9 protein-coding genes are annotated in these 18,254 nt (G+C 61.5%); 3 read left to right on the forward strand and 6 right to left on the reverse strand.

The genetic code is table 11. The features are described from left to right. Positions 1-52: 52 nt before the first annotated feature. The gene (locus tag PanNE5_RS06475) at positions 53-9,406 is read left to right on the forward strand and encodes a hemagglutinin repeat-containing protein (RefSeq protein ID WP_261939443.1); all 9,354 of its coding nucleotides are present in this window, start codon (positions 53-55) and stop codon (positions 9,404-9,406) included. A gap of 960 nt (positions 9,407-10,366) precedes the next feature. Continuing rightward, positions 10,367-10,642 (forward strand): hypothetical protein, encoded by a 276-nt coding sequence (locus PanNE5_RS06480; protein WP_261939444.1) that lies wholly within the window; start codon positions 10,367-10,369, stop codon positions 10,640-10,642. A 38-nt stretch (positions 10,643-10,680) separates the two neighbouring features. Here the strand turns inward: PanNE5_RS06480 and PanNE5_RS06485 are convergent, their stop codons facing one another. Next, on the reverse strand, positions 10,681-11,226 hold the full coding sequence (locus tag PanNE5_RS06485) for a hypothetical protein (RefSeq protein ID WP_261939445.1): 546 nt from the start codon (positions 11,224-11,226) through the stop codon (positions 10,681-10,683). A gap of 476 nt (positions 11,227-11,702) precedes the next feature. On the opposite strand from PanNE5_RS06485, the gene blaPNC reads away from it, so the two are divergent. Continuing rightward, positions 11,703-12,929: a PNC family class C beta-lactamase gene (gene blaPNC, locus PanNE5_RS06490; RefSeq protein WP_261939446.1), complete on the forward strand. Its 1,227-nt coding sequence runs from the start codon at positions 11,703-11,705 to the stop codon at positions 12,927-12,929. A 75-nt stretch (positions 12,930-13,004) separates the two neighbouring features. Here the strand turns inward: blaPNC and metC are convergent, their stop codons facing one another. The 5 genes from metC to PanNE5_RS06515 form a co-directional block, all read right to left on the reverse strand. Then, positions 13,005-14,195, reverse strand: a complete 1,191-nt coding sequence (gene metC, locus PanNE5_RS06495; RefSeq protein ID WP_261939447.1) for a cystathionine beta-lyase — start codon at positions 14,193-14,195, stop codon at positions 13,005-13,007. A gap of 95 nt (positions 14,196-14,290) precedes the next feature. Then, entirely contained in the window at positions 14,291-15,892 is a 1,602-nt protein-coding gene (locus PanNE5_RS06500) for a rhodanese-like domain-containing protein (protein WP_261939448.1), read from the reverse strand. A gap of 157 nt (positions 15,893-16,049) precedes the next feature. After that, the gene (locus tag PanNE5_RS06505; protein ID WP_017231485.1) at positions 16,050-16,646 is read right to left on the reverse strand and encodes a cysteine dioxygenase family protein; all 597 of its coding nucleotides are present in this window, start codon (positions 16,644-16,646) and stop codon (positions 16,050-16,052) included. Between the two features lie 109 nt (positions 16,647-16,755). Continuing rightward, complete coding sequence (locus PanNE5_RS06510; RefSeq protein WP_261939815.1) at positions 16,756-17,523, reverse strand: amino acid ABC transporter ATP-binding protein; 768 nt, start codon at positions 17,521-17,523, stop codon at positions 16,756-16,758. A gap of 35 nt (positions 17,524-17,558) precedes the next feature. Beyond that, positions 17,559-18,251 (reverse strand): amino acid ABC transporter permease, encoded by a 693-nt coding sequence (locus PanNE5_RS06515; protein WP_017231483.1) that lies wholly within the window; start codon positions 18,249-18,251, stop codon positions 17,559-17,561. Between the last annotated feature and the right edge of the window lie 3 nt (positions 18,252-18,254).

Genomic DNA, 18,254 nt, shown 5'->3' on the forward strand with positions numbered 1-18,254 from the left:
GACCGCCTGGCGGATCCTCGCCGCGGCATTTCTCTTCAGGTCGTTCACGAAAATGAATAAGAACCTTTTCCGATTGGTGTACAGCCGGCCACGGGGCATGCTGGTGGCGGTAGCTGAAACGGTCAGCGCGGGCGCTCAGGCGGATGCCCGTCAGACACGACGCCTCGGTTCGGCCCGACAGGTTTCGCGGCGCCTCTCGTGCGTCTCGCTTTTCTCGATGCGATGCGTGGCCTTCGTCACCCTCGTGACATTGGGGGCAGTCCCCGCGCGGGTGCTGGCGCAAGTGACGGGCGCGGGTGAGCGAGCTCCTTCCGTTGTGCAGACCCCGAACGGTCTCCCGCAAATCAACATCAACACGCCCAGCGCGGCGGGCGTGTCGCAGAACACCTATTCCCAGTTCGACGTGCCGCGCGGCGGCGCGATCCTGAACAACGCGTCCGTGATGACGCAGACGCAGCAGGCCGGGATGATCAACGGCAACCCGAACCTTGGCCCGGGCCAATCCGCGAGGATTATTCTGAATCAGGTCAACAGCACCGCACCGAGCCAGTTCAGAGGCTACCTGGAGGTCGCAGGCAGCCGGGCCGAAGTCATCGTGGCAAACGGGTCGGGGATCGTGGTCGATGGCGGCGGCTTCATCAACACCACGCGCGGCATTCTTACGACCGGCACACCGATCCTCGATGCCAACGGCGGGCTGCGCGGCTTTCAGGTGACGGGTGGCAGCATTGCCGTTCAGGGCGCGGGGCTGAACGCGAGCAACGTTGACCAAGTCGATCTGATCGCCCGCGCGGTGCAGGCCAATGCCGCGATCTACGGCAATGCATTGAACGTCATCACCGGCACGAACCAGGTCGATCACGACACGCTTTCGGCGAGCGCCATCAGCAGCACTGGCGCCTCCCCGGGGGTCTCGATCGACGTCAGCGCACTCGGCGGCATGTACGCCAACCGCATCATGCTGGTGGGGACGGAGAAGGGCGTCGGTGTGTCGAACGCGGGCGAGATCGCCGCGCAAGCCGGCGACCTCACGCTTACCAGTGCGGGACAGCTTGTGCAGTCCGGCAAGCTGAACGCGAGCGGCAACGTCGGCATCGACGTGGGCAGCGTTGCCAACAGCGGCACGATCTACGCAAAACAGAGCACGAGCCTCCGCGCGTCGGACATCGTCACGAACGACGGGACGCTGGCGGCGCAACGAGATCTGTCTGTCATGGCGAGCCGCCTGACATCGACCGGTACGCTGGGCGCCGGCGTGAACGGCGACGGTTCGGTCGGCAGCGGCGGCGACCTGTCGGTAGCGGCATCGGCACAGCTCAACGTGAGCGGCCTTGGCGTGGCGGGCGGCAACGCGATGTTCACGGGCGGCGGGCTCAATCTCGCGGGCAGCGAAACGTCCACAAACGGTGACCTGACGTTGATAGCCAGCATAGGCGACCTGAACCTCGCTGGCGCGACCACGCGCGCAGCGGGGCAAGTGACGGCTCAGGTCGCGGGAGCGCTGATCAACGATTACGGCACGCTCGCGGGGGCTCAAGGCGTGACGCTCAACGCGGCCTGGCTCTCCAATGCGGCGGGCAAGATTGCGTCACAAGCCATGCTCATTGCGCGGACCTCGGGGCAATTGACGAACCTGGGCGGCGAAATCGTCTCTGCAGGCACCATGCAATTGCGTGGCGGCGCCATCGCAAACGACCGCGGCACCCTGCAGAGCGGCGCTGCGCTGTCCCTTGTGGGAGATTCGCTGGACAATACGGCGGGCCGCATCACCTCCCTGAATGGCGATGGTCTGACGGTCACGGTCACGGGTGCGCTCACGAACACGATCGGCACGACCGCCACCGGTTCGCAGGGGGGCGTAATCGGCGGCAATGGTGCTGTCACGCTCATGGCGGGAAGCGTTGTGAACCAAGGCAGGGTGAGTGGGCAGACGGACCTGCAAGTCGGCACCGGGTCGCTCGATAACAGCGATGGCACGCTGCAAGCGGCGGGGAATACGACGATCGACGCCGGCACGCAACTGACCAACCACCGCGGCAATATCGTCGCCGGTCAGGCCGCGACGGTGAGTGCCGCGACACTCGACAACAGTGCTGGGACTCTGCAGGCGACACAACTGTCGCTGGGTGCCACCAATCTCGTCAATCACGCGGGCACGATCACGCAGACGGGTACCGGGTCGATGCGCGTCGCCGTCCTGGGCTTGCTTGACAATTCGGCGGGCGGCACGCTGCAGACGAATAGCGTGGATCTCACGTTGGCGCCGTCCATGCTCGATAACCACGGCGGCACGATCACGCACGCGGGCGCCGGCGCGCTCACGGTGAATGCCGGTAACGGAACCGGCACGATCTCGAATGCGGGCGGCAAGATCACCAGCAACGGGCAGGTCGTCGCGCGGGCGAGGAGCCTGGACAACGCAGCGGGTCTGATCATGGGGCAGACCGGGCTCACGGCGACGCTTGGCGGCGCGGTCGATAACGCAAACGGCAAGCTGCTGTCGAACACCGACCTGACGCTCACGAGCGACACGCTGACGAACGATGGCGGCGAGATTGGCGCAGGCACGAACGAGACGATCCGCACCGGTTCACTGACAAACAAGGGCGGCGCCATCGTGGCGCCGAACCTGAGCTTGACGACGAACGCCACGCTGAACAACAGCGGCGGCAACGTGAAGGCGAATCAGTTGGCGTTTTCCGCGACCCACCTTCTGAATCACGGGGGAACGATCACGCATTACGGTGCCTCGCCGATGACCATCGACGTCAGGCATACGCTCGACAACTCGGCGGGCGGCACGATCCAGAGTCACGCCCAGGATCTGACGCTTGCGCCTACCCTTCTCAACAACAGCGGTGGCAAGATCCTTGCGTCCGGCACGGGACGGCTGACGATCGCGCCGGGCAACGGTGCGGGGACGCTGCTGAACGCAGGCGGCGAAATCATTGCGGGTGGGCAACTGGCGCTGAACGTCGGCAGCCTGAACAACTTGGCGGGCATGCTTGCCGCACGGGGCAACGCCACGGCGAAAGTGTCGGGTGACGTGAACAACACGCAAGGGGTCGTGCGCTCGCTCGCCTCCCTGTCCGTCATCGGCGGTAGTGCCCTCGACAATACGAACGGCCGGATCCAGTCGGGAGCCGACGGCGACGACAGCACGCTCGCGGTGCAGGTCGCGTCCATCGACAACACTCGCGGTCTCATCGGCAATCTCGGCACGGGCGACGCGACGATTCAGGGCGGCACGCGGGTCGTCAACGGCGCCGGCGCGATCACGGGCAACGGTCGTGTGGCCCTCGGCGCCTCGACAATCTCGAACACGTTGGGCGGTCAACTGAGCGGCGCGACCGTCTCGATCGACGCCGACACGCTCGATAACACGGGCGGCGGGATCGGCAACTTGTCCGGTTCGCGCGGAGACGTGGCCATCAAGACGGCGGGTGCGCTCACGAATACCAGCGGCCAGATCGGTGCGACGAACGACCTGAACGTGACGGCGGCAACGCTTGCGGGCGGCGGCGCCTATGGTGCGGCCCACGACGTAGCGGTGAACGTCGAGGGCGACTTCGCGATGACGCCGACGTTGAAGCTGGCTGCGGGGCACGAACTTGCGATTACGCTGTCCGGCACGTTCACGAACGACACACGGGTCGAAGCGGTCGAGAACCTGAACATCACGGCGGGGGATATCGCCAACAGCGGCGCGATGATGGCTGGCGGGACACTTACGACGCACTCGAACACGCTGCAAAACACGGGCACCCTGGTGGGCGGCGACGTATCGCTCAATGCGACATCGCGACTATCGAACGTCGGTCCAACGGCGCTCATTGGCGCGACAAACAGCGAAGGGACGCTGGAACTGCTGGCGCCGATCATCGAGAACCGCGACGACATGACGGCCACCGATACGCAGGCGACCGCCGCCATTTATGGTCTTGGCCGCGTTGTCCTCGCCGGGGGCAAGGACGCGAGCGGCAACTATACCCAGGCAAAGCTGATCCGCAATCAATCGGCCCTGATCCAGTCCACACGCGAAATGGCGCTGCACGCCAATCAGGTCACGAATACGCGGCGACAGATGCAGACGTCGGGCTTCACGTCGTCGGTCTCGGCGGATCTTCTCGCCAGTCTTGGCATCAGCCTGAGCGGACGTACCGGGAAAATCAATACGCGAGATCCTAACGCGATTGGCGGCGCGTACCCCGAACCGCCCGGGAGTGGGAGATGGAACAGCGACTATATCTACACCAGCTATACCGGCGTGGCGGAAGCCAACACCGTGACGTCGATCAGCCCGAAGGCGAAGATCATCTCCGGCGCCAACCTGAATGCCTCGTCAGTCGATCTGTTTCAGAACTATTGGAGTGCGGTCTCGGCGGCGGGCGACATCGCCGCCCCCGCGGCGCTGGACCAAAATAGCTGGAAAGGCCAGAACGCCCCGGTCATACGCGTCACCTACTCGGGGCACTATCACTACGACAACTACGACAAGAGCATCCGCGACTGGCAATTGCCGTTCGGGGACGCCAACTACCCGACGTATCGTCCGACAGGTTGGAATCGCTCCCCCGCAGATATCCGTACGTACACCTCGCCCGCCTACGAATCGACCTTTGTCGCAAACGGCACGTTGACCGGCTCGGGGGTGAGCATCGACAACACGGCGGGCAACGCAGGCGTGCCATCGATCGGCCTCGTACCCGGCCAGTCGGTAACGGACGTGACTGTCCGCGTTGCGGGCGGCAACGCTAATGGAACAAGGATCGACGGAGCATCGATTCAGACGAGTGTTGTGCGGGTCGATCCGATCATTGCACGTGCCACGGCCGTCAGCGTCATCGCCAACCTGACGATCCCGCAGGGCGGTCTGTTCCGCCCGGCCACGGCGCCGGACGCGGCGTACCTCATCGAATCGAATCCGGCCTTCACTGACGTCAAGCGCTTCATTTCGAGCGACTACTATTTCCGGCAGATAGGGGTCAATCCACAGACGACGGCAAAGCGTCTGGGGGACGGCATGTACGAGCAGCAGTTGGTGCGGGACCAGATCACGGCGCTCACCGGCAAGGCAGTCCTCGGTCCCTTTACCGACATCGAGTCGATGTATCAGGCGTTGATGACGTCAGGCGCGGCACTCGCGAAGTCGCTGAACCTTTCGCCGGGCATGAGCCTGTCGGCGGCGCAGGTCGCCGCGCTCACCAGCAATGTGGTGATCATGCAGACCCAGATCGTGGACGGACAGACCGTGCTGGTGCCGGTGGTCTATCTGGCGCAAACGAGTCAGCAGCCAATGAACGGCCCGCTGATCGCTGCGGGCGACATCGACCTGAAAGACACGCAGACGCTCACGAACAGCGGCACGGTACAGGCAGATCGCACCCTCACGGTTGACGGCAAGTCCATCGACAACGCATTCGGGTCGCTGCAGAGCGGCGGCCTGATGACGTTGACGACGGCGGGCGACATCGACATGAGTTCCGCCACGGTGAATGCCGGGAGTTTGGCACTCATGGCCGGCGGCGATCTTCTGCTGAACACGACGACGAACACACTCAGGCAGGACGGCGACGCGGGAGCCATACGCGTCACGACGACGCTCGGCCCCGTTGCGAATCTGAACGTGACGGGCAATGCCGCGATTGCTACGGGAGGCAACTTCGCGCAGAACGCGGGCAACTTGAACGTGGGCGGGAATCTCGGTATGGCCATTGGTGGCAACTGGGATCTTGGGGCGGTGCAGACGGGCGAGCGGAAGTCGGTGTCGATCGGCAGCGGCGTCTCGGATACCGATCTGAACTCGAAGGCAGGCAGCACGGTGACGGTGGGAGGCGTCGCCCAGATTGGGGTGGGCGGTGATCTGACCGCGACCGGCGCCAGTCTGAACCTGAAAGGAGGCGGCGTACTAGCGGCGAAGGGCGACGTGACGCTGCAGGCGTCGGTAGCAACCTCCACCTACCACAGCAGCGGTGCGGATGATGCCAGTCGCGGCACCGATGCGGAAGCACTGCGTACGTCGGACGACACGGTGATCGGCACCACGGTGCAGAGCGGCGACAGCCTCACGGTTGTCTCCGGCAAAGATATCAGCGTGCTCGGCAGCGGTATCGCGCTCGAGAAGGGAACGGCGACGCTGGTGGCGGCGGGCGACGTGAATATCGGTGAGGTCACTGAGACGCACGAGTTTCACAGCCGCCGGGAAGACAGTAGCGGTGGATTCTTGAGTAGTACGACAACGGTGAGCACGACCGACACGAAAAACACAGTCGCCAACGGCAGCGTGATCTCGGCAGACAGCGTGGCGGTGGCAGCAGGCAAAGACATGAGCGTGCGGGGGAGCACGATTGTCGGCACCCAAGATGTTGCCCTCCAGGCCGGTCACGATCTCCGCGTCGAATCGACGGAGAACGTGAGCGAGAGCCGCACGCTCCGTGACGAGAAGCGATCGGGGTTTGGTTCGTCCGGAGGGGTGGGTATTTCATACGGGAAGAACGAGCAGCGCGACCGCACCAATGACAGCAGCGTGACGCAGACGGGAAGTCTTGTCGGCACCGTGAACGGTAACGTCAGCATGGTGGCGGGCAACGACCTTCTGGTACGAGGCAGCGATGTTGTCGCCGGAGGGAATGTAGCGGGCATCGGGAAAAACGTCACCGTCGAGTCGGCAGTCAATCGCCAGCATCATGACGAGATACACGAGACCAAGAGTTCGGGCTTCACGTTGGCGGTCAAGGCACCGGTGATCGATGCGGTGCAGAACGTCGCGAATCAGACGCGTGCTGCCGCCGACTCCGGCGGCGATGCGCGCGTTTCGGCCTTGCGAGGTTATGCGGCGGCCAGCGGCGCCGTTGGTGCGTTGGGCCAAACAAAGGGTGCACTCGATGCGCTCGCCAACGGCGGCAAGCCTGAGGCGAAGGTTGAATTGAGTTGGGGATCGTCGAGCAGCAAGTCGACGGCTTCGTCCGACAGCGCGCAGAATATTTCGAGCAACATTAAGGCGGGAGGCACTGCGGCGTTCGTCGCGACCGGTGATGCGGCGTCGGGGAACGGCAACGTCAACATCATCGGATCGAACATCGATGCGAAGGACGTTCTCCTGCAAGCCAACAATCAGGTCAACCTGAGTCACAGCACCGACACCGATTCAACGCGTAGCGATACCGAATCGAAGAGCGGCAGCGTTGGGGTGTCTTACGGCACGAGCGGTTGGGGCGTGTCGGCGTCGCTGTCCCGGGCGAACGGCGATGCCAACTCGGATTCCAAATTCCAGAACAACACCCACATCAACGCGAGCCAGACGGCGGTGATCGCGAGCGGTGGCGACACGAATATCGTCGGCGCAAACGTGAATGCCGACAAGGTCATTGCGCGCGTGAGTGGGGATCTGAACATCGCCAGCGTGCAGGATACGAGCGAGAGTTCCGCACATCAGCAGAGCACGGGCGGTGGGCTGAGCGTCAGTATGGGGGGCGCATCCGGCAGCCTCAGTTTCTCCCGTGGAAATGCGAGCGGCAACTATGCGGGCGTGGAGGAGCAATCCGGAATCCAGGCGGGCGGCGGTGGGTTTGACGTCGGCGTGATGGGTAACACCGATCTGAAGGGCGCCTACATTGCGAGCACCGCGGATCCGTCAAAGAATCAACTGACGACAGCCACGTTGACGTTCTCCGACATTGAGAACCATTCGGAATACAGCGCCAATAGTTTTGGTGTCGGTGGCGGCGCCACCGTTGGGAATGGCGGTGCGAACGAGCGTACGACGGGCAATAGCTCCGGCAAGAACACAGGTGGGATTTCTCCGATGTTGCCGCAAATGGAGAGCGGTAGCGAGCGGGCCACGACGCGCACCGGCGTAAGCGAAGGCACGATCACACTGACCGACGAGGCGAATCAGACGCAGGATCTGGCGAGTTTGAATCGCGATACTGCTGACTTGAATGGGACGGTCACTCGCACACCTGATTTACAGGATTTGCTCAACGACCAGTCGCGTCTGATGCAGGCAGCAACGGCAGCGGGTGAAGCCGTCGCGCGCGACATCGGAACTTATGCGGATAAGAAAGCCGATGAGGCGCGAAAGCTGGCGGAGAAGACCAACGATCCCGCGTTGAAGGCTCAGTACTTACAGGAAGCGAAAGACTGGTCTGAAGGCGGCGACTACCGCGCAACGATGCACGCGGCCGGTGGGGCAATCGTGGCGGGTCTCGGAGGGGGCAATGCGCTGGGTGGTGCGTTCGGTGCGGGGCTGACGTCGAAGCTTGGCGGGGTACTGAATGAGTTGAGTAACGAAATCAAGAATGCTAGTCAAACAGGCAACGCAGATATCGATCAAGCATTGGCCCAGATTGTGGTCACGGGTATAGGTACTGCGGTAGGTGCTGTGGCGGGAGGGACTTCGGGGGCGGTTACTGGGTTCAATACTGATCGGTTTAATAGGCAGTTGCATCCGGATGAGAAGCAATGGATTAACGACCGGGAATCGGCGTATGCGAAGAAATATGGATTGACGCCCGAGCAGGCGCGAGACGAACTGACAATGCAGGCCAATTTGCAGGTGCAGAGCGGTACGCCGGGCAGTTGGAACCAACGAGCGAGCGACTTTCTGAGGCAAGCACATGGCATGTTGCCGGCTGATGGTAACAGCGGGCCGGGGTATATGTTTTTTGCGACGCCAGAGCAGAAGGCGAACGTCGAAATGTATGCGAAGCACTACGCAAACGGCACTGGTATGAATGTGCCGGGAGGACAAGCAATCAAAGATTCAATGAGTCGCGAACAAGCGTATCGAGACGCCTATGCGAAGGGGACGATTGGAGCGGCAGCTGGCGCGGCGACGATAGCAATAGGCGGCCCTTTGGTGGCATTGCCCGGAACGCCGATTTTTAGTACGGGCGGGATGCTTGGCTCTAGCGCGGCGGCTTCGGCAAATGGCACGGGTGTCATTAGCGCGGCCATCAATGCGGGTTCGCAGTACGTTCAAAACGGCGACATCAATCCCGTGGACGTGGCTGGAGCGTATGCGACTGGCGTAGCTGGGGCGTCCGGAGGACTACTTCGAAACATGTTGGCCAACGCAATTGGTGGCGCAACAACCACAGGCATCAACAACTATTTGCGTGGCGAAGAAAACAATGTCGCGGGCGCGGCACTCATAAGCGGCGCTCTTTCGGGGTTAGGTTATGGAGCTGGTAAGTTTGCCGAGAATTGGGTAAATAGTCTTCTAAAGCCAGGACTAGATTCATCAAATTGGGCGTCTACCGGGGCATGGGCAGGACGTGACTGGAATCTGTTTGGTGAAAATTCTGCGGCAGTCGCAGTTGGCACATTCGGCGGAGGCGTGGGACAAGAAATTGTCAAGCCCGCCATACAGAATTTTCCAAAATCTAACGGACATAAAAAATGATGCGATGGTTGTTAGCCATTATTTCGGCATGGATTATTTGTGTCGTCGGATTCTATCTTATTTGGATATCTGGATTAACCATAAAATGCATTATTTCATACGACTGCGTGCGATCGATAAGTCTAGAAAATATTATGCTGGCCGTGAACGGAAAGAGCGTTTTAGTAAAAGGAACGATATCGTCCATCGTTGTTTTGTTCATTGCTGCTATAAAAAACAAATCACGCTAACAATCCTAATAATTTGACGATGCACGCAACAGGCTGCCTGATTTGTCAATAGCTAAAATCTCTTCACACCTAACAACACAGTAGTAGTCGACGGAACCTTTCTGGATGGGATGGGGCAACAGGCAACGGAAACTGTCATTCCATCTATGAACTCCGGAAATAGAAATAAATGATCAGATGGATTATTGGATTTCTACTGGCTTGGAGCGTTTGCCTTCTCAGCGCAGCCGCCGCATGGGTAATCAATGAATATATTCACTGCGCATTCATTCCTGGTTGCTTTGCCCTACTTTATTCACACGCTCTTCTTGAGCGCTTGAACACTAGAGGTATTATTGCAAGAGGAACGCTTTTCGCAATTGCAGTCACATTCATTACCTGGTCAAGACGACGATCCCGATAACACATCCAATTGCCTCGGTTTTCGAGGAGTTAAGTTGGTTTACGTTGAGACGGATAGAATCACACGAGACGAAGGAGCTTCGCGCCCTAAAGCGCTAATGGCGGGAATCCAGGTGTTAGAGGCCCGTTGTGCCAATCGCCGAGGCTTGGTTGAAAAGGGATTCAAGACTTAGGCGGTGGGTTCGACGTCGGCGTGATGAGTAACACCGATCTGAAGGGTGCCTACGCTGCGAGCACAGCGGATCCGCCAAAGAATCAACTGGCGACATCTGCATTTGGCTCCTGGCCTTCGCAATTGCTCGGGTCGGAGGAGACTAGGAGGCATCACTTGAGTGAATTTTCTGACCACATTCTGAGAGATGTTCGTGCCGGCGCTTACGAAGACGCCTACCGTATCGGTAGCGAAGTGTTAAGCAAGTCCAGAGAGGATGCTGATGTAATGGCAACCATGCTAGAGCTTTCCGCGCACCTTAGGTCGGAATGCATGTCGCTGGCGACTAAAAAAATAGATTACGGTCAAGAGTATGTATCGCTCGAAAATTTGTTGCGAAAAGTTAACGAACTTACGGGGCAAGATATGTATGGATCATTCAAAACAAAATAGCTCGAACGGCTGTCGAATCCAATTTCTAGAAAACAAGTTCAGGCGTCAACGAAGAACGCAATGAATTCCCTCATATTCGAGAAGGTCAGTTGGTTTAATTTAAGCACTTGAAACTTTAGACTAAGGAGTGCCATAGGTAAACGCGTGAACCATTGGTACAGAGAAGAATGGGTTGATATCTGAATTTCGAAGCACGTTCCGCCAAGCGCAATCCCTTCGGTTGTCGGAACAACGGCAGGTGCAATCGCATCCGAATCGACGAGCGCTGGAGTAAATACTGGTCCCAATTTAATGCCGAAGAGTAAATGAGCACACGTCTTTCGCGAAGCATCAGAGCCCTTGTCAGCTTTCTGCTCGTGTTTCTTATTACCTATTCGCTCTGCGGATTGGCAATCGAACTCATTTGGGTTCCATTTGTTGCATGGATGCACAATTACGACGGTTACCTTTGGCCGTCGAAGTCGCGCATCTACGCTTGGTGTAAGCTGGTTCCCTTCGCGACCATCGTCTCCGGTGTCGGAGTTTGGCTCTACGATCGCAAGCGTATCGGCTGGTAATTGAAACGCACGATATACCTCGTCCATGAAAATTCGAAAGAGAGTTGCTTCTGGAGAAATTTTTATTTTAAGCAAACGGGCACTCGCCAAGTCCCCGTTGATGTCGTCCTAGTGGCCGACAGACAAGTGTAATGACCCAGCGACACCTGCTTAGGTTAAGCGGATAACGCGAATGCTTCAGTTGGGTTTTTTATCTACCGCGTCCATCTCGTCAACGTTGCCGGCATCGTCGATCGGAATAGCGCTTGACGTCAGAAAGGCGACTTTCCGGCCGACGCACCACTCCCGTCCGCCCAGCTTAGCGAGCCCGCCGCTCCTCACGCGCTCCGGTTGCATCCATTACATCGGTTACGTCCGTTACGTCGCTGTACCGCGGATGCACACCGATTTGCGATTACGCTTCCGGGCATGAATCACCGCGCTTTACCATGAGGTTCAACCGGCCTGCTGTGCCTTTGTGCCTCATGCGTCCCAAGCGCCTGCCCACACGGAGACGACCCTCGATGACAAAGCCCTATCTCGCCGTTTTCGCCGCACTTTCGGCGACCGCCGCCATCACCTGTATGACGTTCAGCGCGCGCAGTTACGCCGCAGAGCCGCAAGCACAGGTCCAGACCAATCCTCGGCAAGACGAAATCAAATCGCTCGTCGACAAGACCATCGCCCCGCTCATGGCCCGACAGCAAATCCCCGGCATGGCCGTCGGCATCGTCTTCGACGGGCATACCTACGTCTTCAATTACGGCGTGGCTGACAAGAAGGCCAACACACCCGTCACGGCCGACACGCTTTTCGAATTGGGTTCGGTCAGCAAGACATTCACCGCGACGCTCGCCGCCTATGCGCAAGGCGTCGGTGCCCTCTCGCTCACCGACAAGACCAGCCGCTTTGTCCCCGAACTTGCAGGCACCCCCTTCGGCGACGTGAAACTCGTCAATCTCGGCACGCACACGACCGGCGGCATGCCGCTTCAAGTGCCGGACAACGTTCATGGCACTCACGACGTCCTGCAATACCTCAAGTCGTGGAAGCCGGCGAAACCCACCGGCACGGTGCGCACCTATTCGAACGTGAGTATCGGTGCCCTCGGCTGGATCACCGCACGCGCAATGCACGGCGACTTCGCAACACTCGTGACCGAGCACGTCTTCAAGCCGCTCGACATGAAGCACACCTACCTCCGCGTACCGAAAGACCAACAGGCCAACTATGCGTGGGGATATGGGAAGAATGGCAAACCGATTCGCGTCTCGTCGGGCGTGTTCGATCAGGAAGCCTATGGCGTGAAGACAACGGCGAGCGACCTGCTGCGGTTCGTGCGCGCCAACCTCGGACAGACGGTGCAGGACGACCGGCTGCGTCAAGCGATCAACGCGACCCACACGGGCTATTTCTTCGACAAGCCGATCACGCAGGACCTGATTTGGGAGCAGTACCCGTATCCGGTCAGCGTCGATGCCCTGCTTGACGGCAACTCGGCCCGAATGGCTTACGAGCCGACCGCCGTTCGTGAACTCGCGCCTCCGATGACCCCCACGCCCGTCGCCTGGATTAACAAGACGGGCTCGACGAATGGGTTCGGCGCTTATGTCGCCTTCGTCCCGTCGAAGCAGATCGGCATCGTACTGCTCGCGAACAAGAACTACGCGATGGACGAGCGCATCCGCGCAGCGCACGACATCCTGACCAGCCTCGACGGTGGTGCACACGCCTCCCCCGCTGGGAAGTGACGACGTGCGCGGCTGCGGGCGTCCTCGCCCGCGCCGTCGTCGTGAATTTGACTCGGCGCTGAAGTCCCTGAGGCTTTAGCGCCCAAACACCTGCTCAAGCGCCGCCGCCATATCCTCGATCAGATCCTGCGGGTCTTCCAGACCGATATGTAGACGCACGATCGGGCCGGCGGACGTCCAGTCCTCGCACGTGCGCGTGCCCGCCACGTTCGACACCGTCGCCAGACTCTCGAAGCCGCCCCACGACGCGCCGATGCCAAACAGCTCGAGCGCATCGACGAATCGGTCCGCTTGCGCCGTCGTGGCGTTGGCGAACTCAAACGAAATCAGGCCGTTCGTGCCCACGCAATCGCGTTGCCACAGCGCATGCCCCGGATGCGTCGGCAGCGCCGGGCAGAACACGCGCGCCACGTCCGGCAGACTGCCGAGCCAATGCGCAACTTCCAACGCATGACGCTCATGCATCTGCAGACGCGCCCCCAACGTGCGCGTGCCGCGCAGCACGAGATACGCGTCGTCTGGACTCACGGCCACGCCCTGCGCATCCGCCATCGTGGAGAGCGTGTGCCAGACGTCCTGCGTCGTGGTCGCTGTTCCCATCATGACGTCGGAATGCCCACTCAGATATTTCGTCGCGGCCATCACCGAGACGTTGGCCCCCAACATCAGCGGACGGCACTGCACGCCCGAGCCCCACGTGTTGTCCGCCACGAGCAGCGCCCCATGACGATGCGCCAGATCGGCCAGCGCCGGGATGTCGCACATCTCGTAGACGAGTGAGCCCGGCGTCTCCACGTAGATCATCTTCGTACGGGCCGTCATATGCTCCGCCGCGTCGCTGCCATCGGCGCGGAAGTAGGTGACGTGCACACCCCACGGCTTGAGAAACGTCTCAACGAAGTGACGCAGCGGCTGATACACGCAGTCCGAAATCAGCACATGGTCGCCCGGACGCACGTAAGCCAGAAATACCATCGAAATCGCCGCCAGTCCCGTCGGGAACAGACGCGTGCGATAGCCGCCTTCCAGCTCGGCGACGACATCCTCCAGCGCGAAGCCCGTCGGATTGCCGCGCGCCCCGTAGGTAAACATGCGCTCGGTGCCGCGACGGCGGCGCGCGTCGTTCAGGTCGTCCATCGTATCGAACAGCACGGTGGACGCGCGCACCACCGGCGGATTGACGGCACGACCGCCAACCACGGCGGTGTGCGTGCCGCCCTTGACCAGACGGGTAGCGAGACGTTTGGGGGTCGATTGTCGGGACATGATCGGACGTTGGGGGGATAAGGTTTTGAACGATTCGAACAAATCAGAAGATAACGCATGGCGTGCGCAACGCTTGCGCACGCCAGCGTCTGCATTTACTTCGCGGCGGCAGGCTCACCGATACGGAACGCACCGCGCTCGCGGTCGTCGAGCTGGGCCAGCAAACCCGTCTCCCACGCCAGATACTGGCGCGCCGCCGCCTTGTTGCCGTCGTGACGATCGTGCACGAAGAACAGATAGTCGATGCATTCGGCGTCCGCCGGCACATCGGTCGTGCTCTGCACCGGCTGGCCGGCCACGGCCCAAGCCTTGAAGCCGCCCGCAAGCAGCGAGACCGTGCGCACGTCGTTGGCATGCGCACGCCGCCAGTCGGCCGCGAACAGTTCCGCGATGCCGCGCTCGTCCGCGATCAGCACGATGTTACGCGACGCAGGCAGGCTCGGCAGCCGCGGACGAATCGCCCACTGCGCACCGGACACATGCTCGCGACGGTAGCTCATGCTCGGCCGCAGGTCGACGACGGTTACACGCTCGTCGGCCAGTGCCGCGGCGAGCGCGGCGACATCGATCTCGGGCAGCGTCGTGTCCACGGCTGGTGCACGGCCCGGCAACGACGCGCCGCTGGCGAGTCCGCCGCGCAACACATAGGCGTCGTGCCCCAACTGACGCAGCCAGCTCGCGACGATCGGTGCGCGCACCCCATCGTTGTCGAACAGCACCACCCGGGCATGACGCACGCCCACGTATTGATCCGTCGCCTGAATCAACTGGCCGCCCGGCGTGTGCTGCGCACCGGGCAGCGACCCGGCAGCGAATTCTTCCGGCGTGCGCACGTCGCACAGGAACAGCGTGCGCGTCGTGTCCGTGGCCCATTGCGCAAACGTCGCGGCATCCACCTCGGGCACAGCGAAGCGCTCGGCCAACGCACCGCTCGCTTCACGCATCTGCGCGAGGCTCGACGGCGCAACCGCGTCCGGATAGCGGCGCGTGCTGCCATGCTCCAGCGGCAAATCTTCCAGATACCAGCCCTGCGTGCCGTTCTCCAGCGCCATCACCGGGTTGGGAATGCCGAGGTTGATGAGCGTCTGCGCGCCGATGATGCTGCGCGTACGGCCGGCGCAGTTCACGACGATGGGCGTGGTGGGGTTCGGCACCAGCTCGCGAATGCGATAGCCGAGTTCGCCGTTCGGGCAGCAAATCGACGACGGAATCGTCATCTTCAGGTATTCGCTCACGGGACGTCCGTCGAGAATCACGACGTCGTCGCCGCGCTCGCGCATGGCGGCCAGCTCGCGCGCCGACACACGGGGCGTGTGATACGCCATCTCCACCAACTCACCGAAGGTCTTTGACGGCACGTTCACGCCAGCGAACAGACGAAAGCCGGCTTGTTGCCAAGCCTGTGTGCCGCCTTCGAGCACGTACACGTCGGAATATCCGAGCGCGGCCAAGCGCTGCGCCCCCTGAACGGCGACACTCCCGTCGGTGTCATAGAGCACCACGCGGGCGTCGCGGCGCGGCGCAAGTCGCACGATGTCGAGTTCCAGGCGGCTGTAGGGCAGCGTCACGCCATAGAAGAGATGTGCTTCGCCGTACTCGCCATGCTCGCGCACGTCGAACACGGCGATTTCGGCGCCGTCGTGCAACCATTCCTTGAGGCGGGCGGGCGGCACGAAGTGAGGAGTAAACGAGGTCATAGCGTTGCGTCGGTTGTCAGGTTCCGCCCGGTCATGTCCAAAGCGTAGGGATGAACGGGCCCGCACCGCCCGGCGGGGCGATGTGAATTGGGGGCACGAGGAACGCTCGCGCCGTCAGGGAGTTCGCCGCCGGATTTCGCCGGCGGTCACGGTAGCTTTAGCGGCGGGTCTTCACGCCGATATCCATGACTTGATACGTGCCCTTAGCGAGATCGAACGTGATGCGCTCGGTCAGCGTCTCGAGCGCGCGGCCATACATGTGCAGGTGGCGAATCGGCGCGTCGCCCTGGATCTCGACGGCATGAATGTCGTCCGACGCCAGCGCAATGCCGTGGCCCGGATCGACCACGACAGTGTCGCTCACTTCCAGCGTGCCGACGCCGGGTGTCTTGCCGTCGTCGGTGCGACGGTAGACGTAGTTGTATTCGACGCCTTCGACCGCCGCGATGCAGGCCCACGTCGTATGGTTGTGCGGCGTGATCTTCTTGCCCGGACGCATAACGTTCAGGTACAGCGCGTAGGTCTTGTCCGCGTCTTCGTGAATCAGGTAACGCGCTTGCAGTTCGCCGTCGGCCGGCGGCGGGAAGTCGGCCTCGTTCCACAGCGCGGTGCGCGCGGCGAGCGATTTGACCTGATCGAGTACGGCGGCCAGCGCGGGGCGCGTCTCGCCCTCAGGGGCCAGCGACGCCTTCATGGCTGCAATGGCGTCGCCGACGGCGGCCTGACGTTGTTCGGCTAGGGTGGGCGTGGACATGTGAAGTCTTCTCCGTAGGATCTTGTTCTGCGACGGGTCCCGGCTGGGGCGCGGTCGCGTGTTCGGGTATGGCGTAAGTGTCGTGTGCGTCGTGCTTGTGGGGTCGTTGTCAGGCGGGCACGGCGTCGCGCGGCACGCCGATCATCGGCGACGGGCGCAGCACGTCCTGCAGGAATCGCTGCGCACGCGCGTGCTTCGGCTGGCTGAAAAATTCCGCCGGCGGCGCGTCTTCGAGCAACTGCCCCTGGTCCATGAACCAGACACGGCTCGACACATCGCGCGCAAAACCCATCTCGTGCGTGACGATCATCATTGTCAGCCCCTCCTCCGCCAGCGAGCGCATGACTTGCAAGACCTCCTGCACCATCTCGGGATCGAGGGCGCTCGTCGGTTCGTCGAACAGCATGAGCGGCGGCTTCATGGCGAGCGCGCGGGCAATGGCCACACGTTGCTGCTGACCGCCCGAGAGGTTCGCCGGCATGGCGTCGATCTTGTGGGCGAGGCCAACCTTGGCGAGCAGCGTCTCGGCCTGGGCCGTGGCTTCGTCACGCGACATGCCGAGCACCTTCGTCGGTCCGAGCATCAGGTTCTGGCGCACCGAGAGGTTCTGAAACAGATTGAAGCTCTGAAACACGAAGCCGATGCGGGCGCGCAATTGGTTGAGCTTGACGTCGCGCGCGGTGACGTCCCGGCCTTCGAAAAGGATGCGGCCTTTCTGAATAGCTTCGAGCCGCGTGACGGTACGAATCAACGTCGACTTGCCGGAGCCCGACGGACCGCACACGACCACGACTTCGCCGCGCCCGATGCTGGCGTCGATCCCCTTGAGGACGTGATGTTCGCCGTAATACTTATCGACTTTCTCGAATGCGAGCATGGTCATGATCGCGTTCTCCTTCTTGAATCCTGCACTTAGGCCAATCCCGCACGCTGACGGGCGATACGACGCTCGAGCCAGCCGGCGAAACGCGAAATGGCGAAACACAACACGAAATAGAAAGCTGCGAGCACGAGGAACGTCTGCAGCGGCTTGGTCAGCACGATCGTATTAACCTGCGCGGCCGAGTACGTCAGCTCGGGCACCCCGATCACATAGGCGAGCGACGTCGCCTTGATGATCGACACGAACTGGTTGACGATCGACGGCAACATGTTCGCGAGCGCCTGCGGCAATTGCACGTAACGCATGCTTTGCAGCCACGACAGCCCGTTCGAGCGCGCCGCTTCCATCTGGCCGCGCGGCAGGCCTTCGAGGCCGGCACGCACGATCTGCGACAGGAAGGCGCTCTCGTAGACGATGATCGCGCACACGGCCGTCGTGAATGCCGATACCTCGGCGCCCACGAGCAGCGGCACAGCAAAGTACGCCCAGAAGATGATCATCAGCAGCGGGATGCCGCGCACCAGTCGCGTCCATACACCGGCCGCACGTCGCAGCCAGCGCAGCGGCGAGACTTGCGCCATGCCGATCACCACCGCGATGGGAAACGACATCACCAGCCCGAGCGCCGAGAGAATGAGCGTGATCGCCACGCCGCCAAGCGGGCCGTTGGGCCAGCTCCCAACGAGGAACAGCGCGAGATAGTCATGCAGGATCTCGTACATCGT

Source organism: Pandoraea sp. NE5 (genome assembly GCF_024363545.1).
Taxonomy (GTDB): Bacteria; Pseudomonadota; Gammaproteobacteria; order Burkholderiales; family Burkholderiaceae; genus Pandoraea; species Pandoraea cepalis.

Coding starts and splice junctions, on each gene's coding strand:
- metC (WP_261939447.1), bottom strand. CDS start 14,195: ATGTCCCGACAATCGACCCCCAAACGTCTCGCTACCCGTCTGGTCAAG.
- PanNE5_RS06485 (WP_261939445.1), bottom strand. CDS start 11,226: ATGGACGAGGTATATCGTGCGTTTCAATTACCAGCCGATACGCTTGCG.
- blaPNC (WP_261939446.1), top strand. CDS start 11,703: ATGACAAAGCCCTATCTCGCCGTTTTCGCCGCACTTTCGGCGACCGCC.
- PanNE5_RS06515 (WP_017231483.1), bottom strand. CDS start 18,251: ATGTACGAGATCCTGCATGACTATCTCGCGCTGTTCCTCGTTGGGAGC.
- PanNE5_RS06505 (WP_017231485.1), bottom strand. CDS start 16,646: ATGTCCACGCCCACCCTAGCCGAACAACGTCAGGCCGCCGTCGGCGAC.
- PanNE5_RS06475 (WP_261939443.1), top strand. CDS start 53: ATGAATAAGAACCTTTTCCGATTGGTGTACAGCCGGCCACGGGGCATG.
- PanNE5_RS06510 (WP_261939815.1), bottom strand. CDS start 17,523: ATGCTCGCATTCGAGAAAGTCGATAAGTATTACGGCGAACATCACGTC.
- PanNE5_RS06500 (WP_261939448.1), bottom strand. CDS start 15,892: ATGACCTCGTTTACTCCTCACTTCGTGCCGCCCGCCCGCCTCAAGGAA.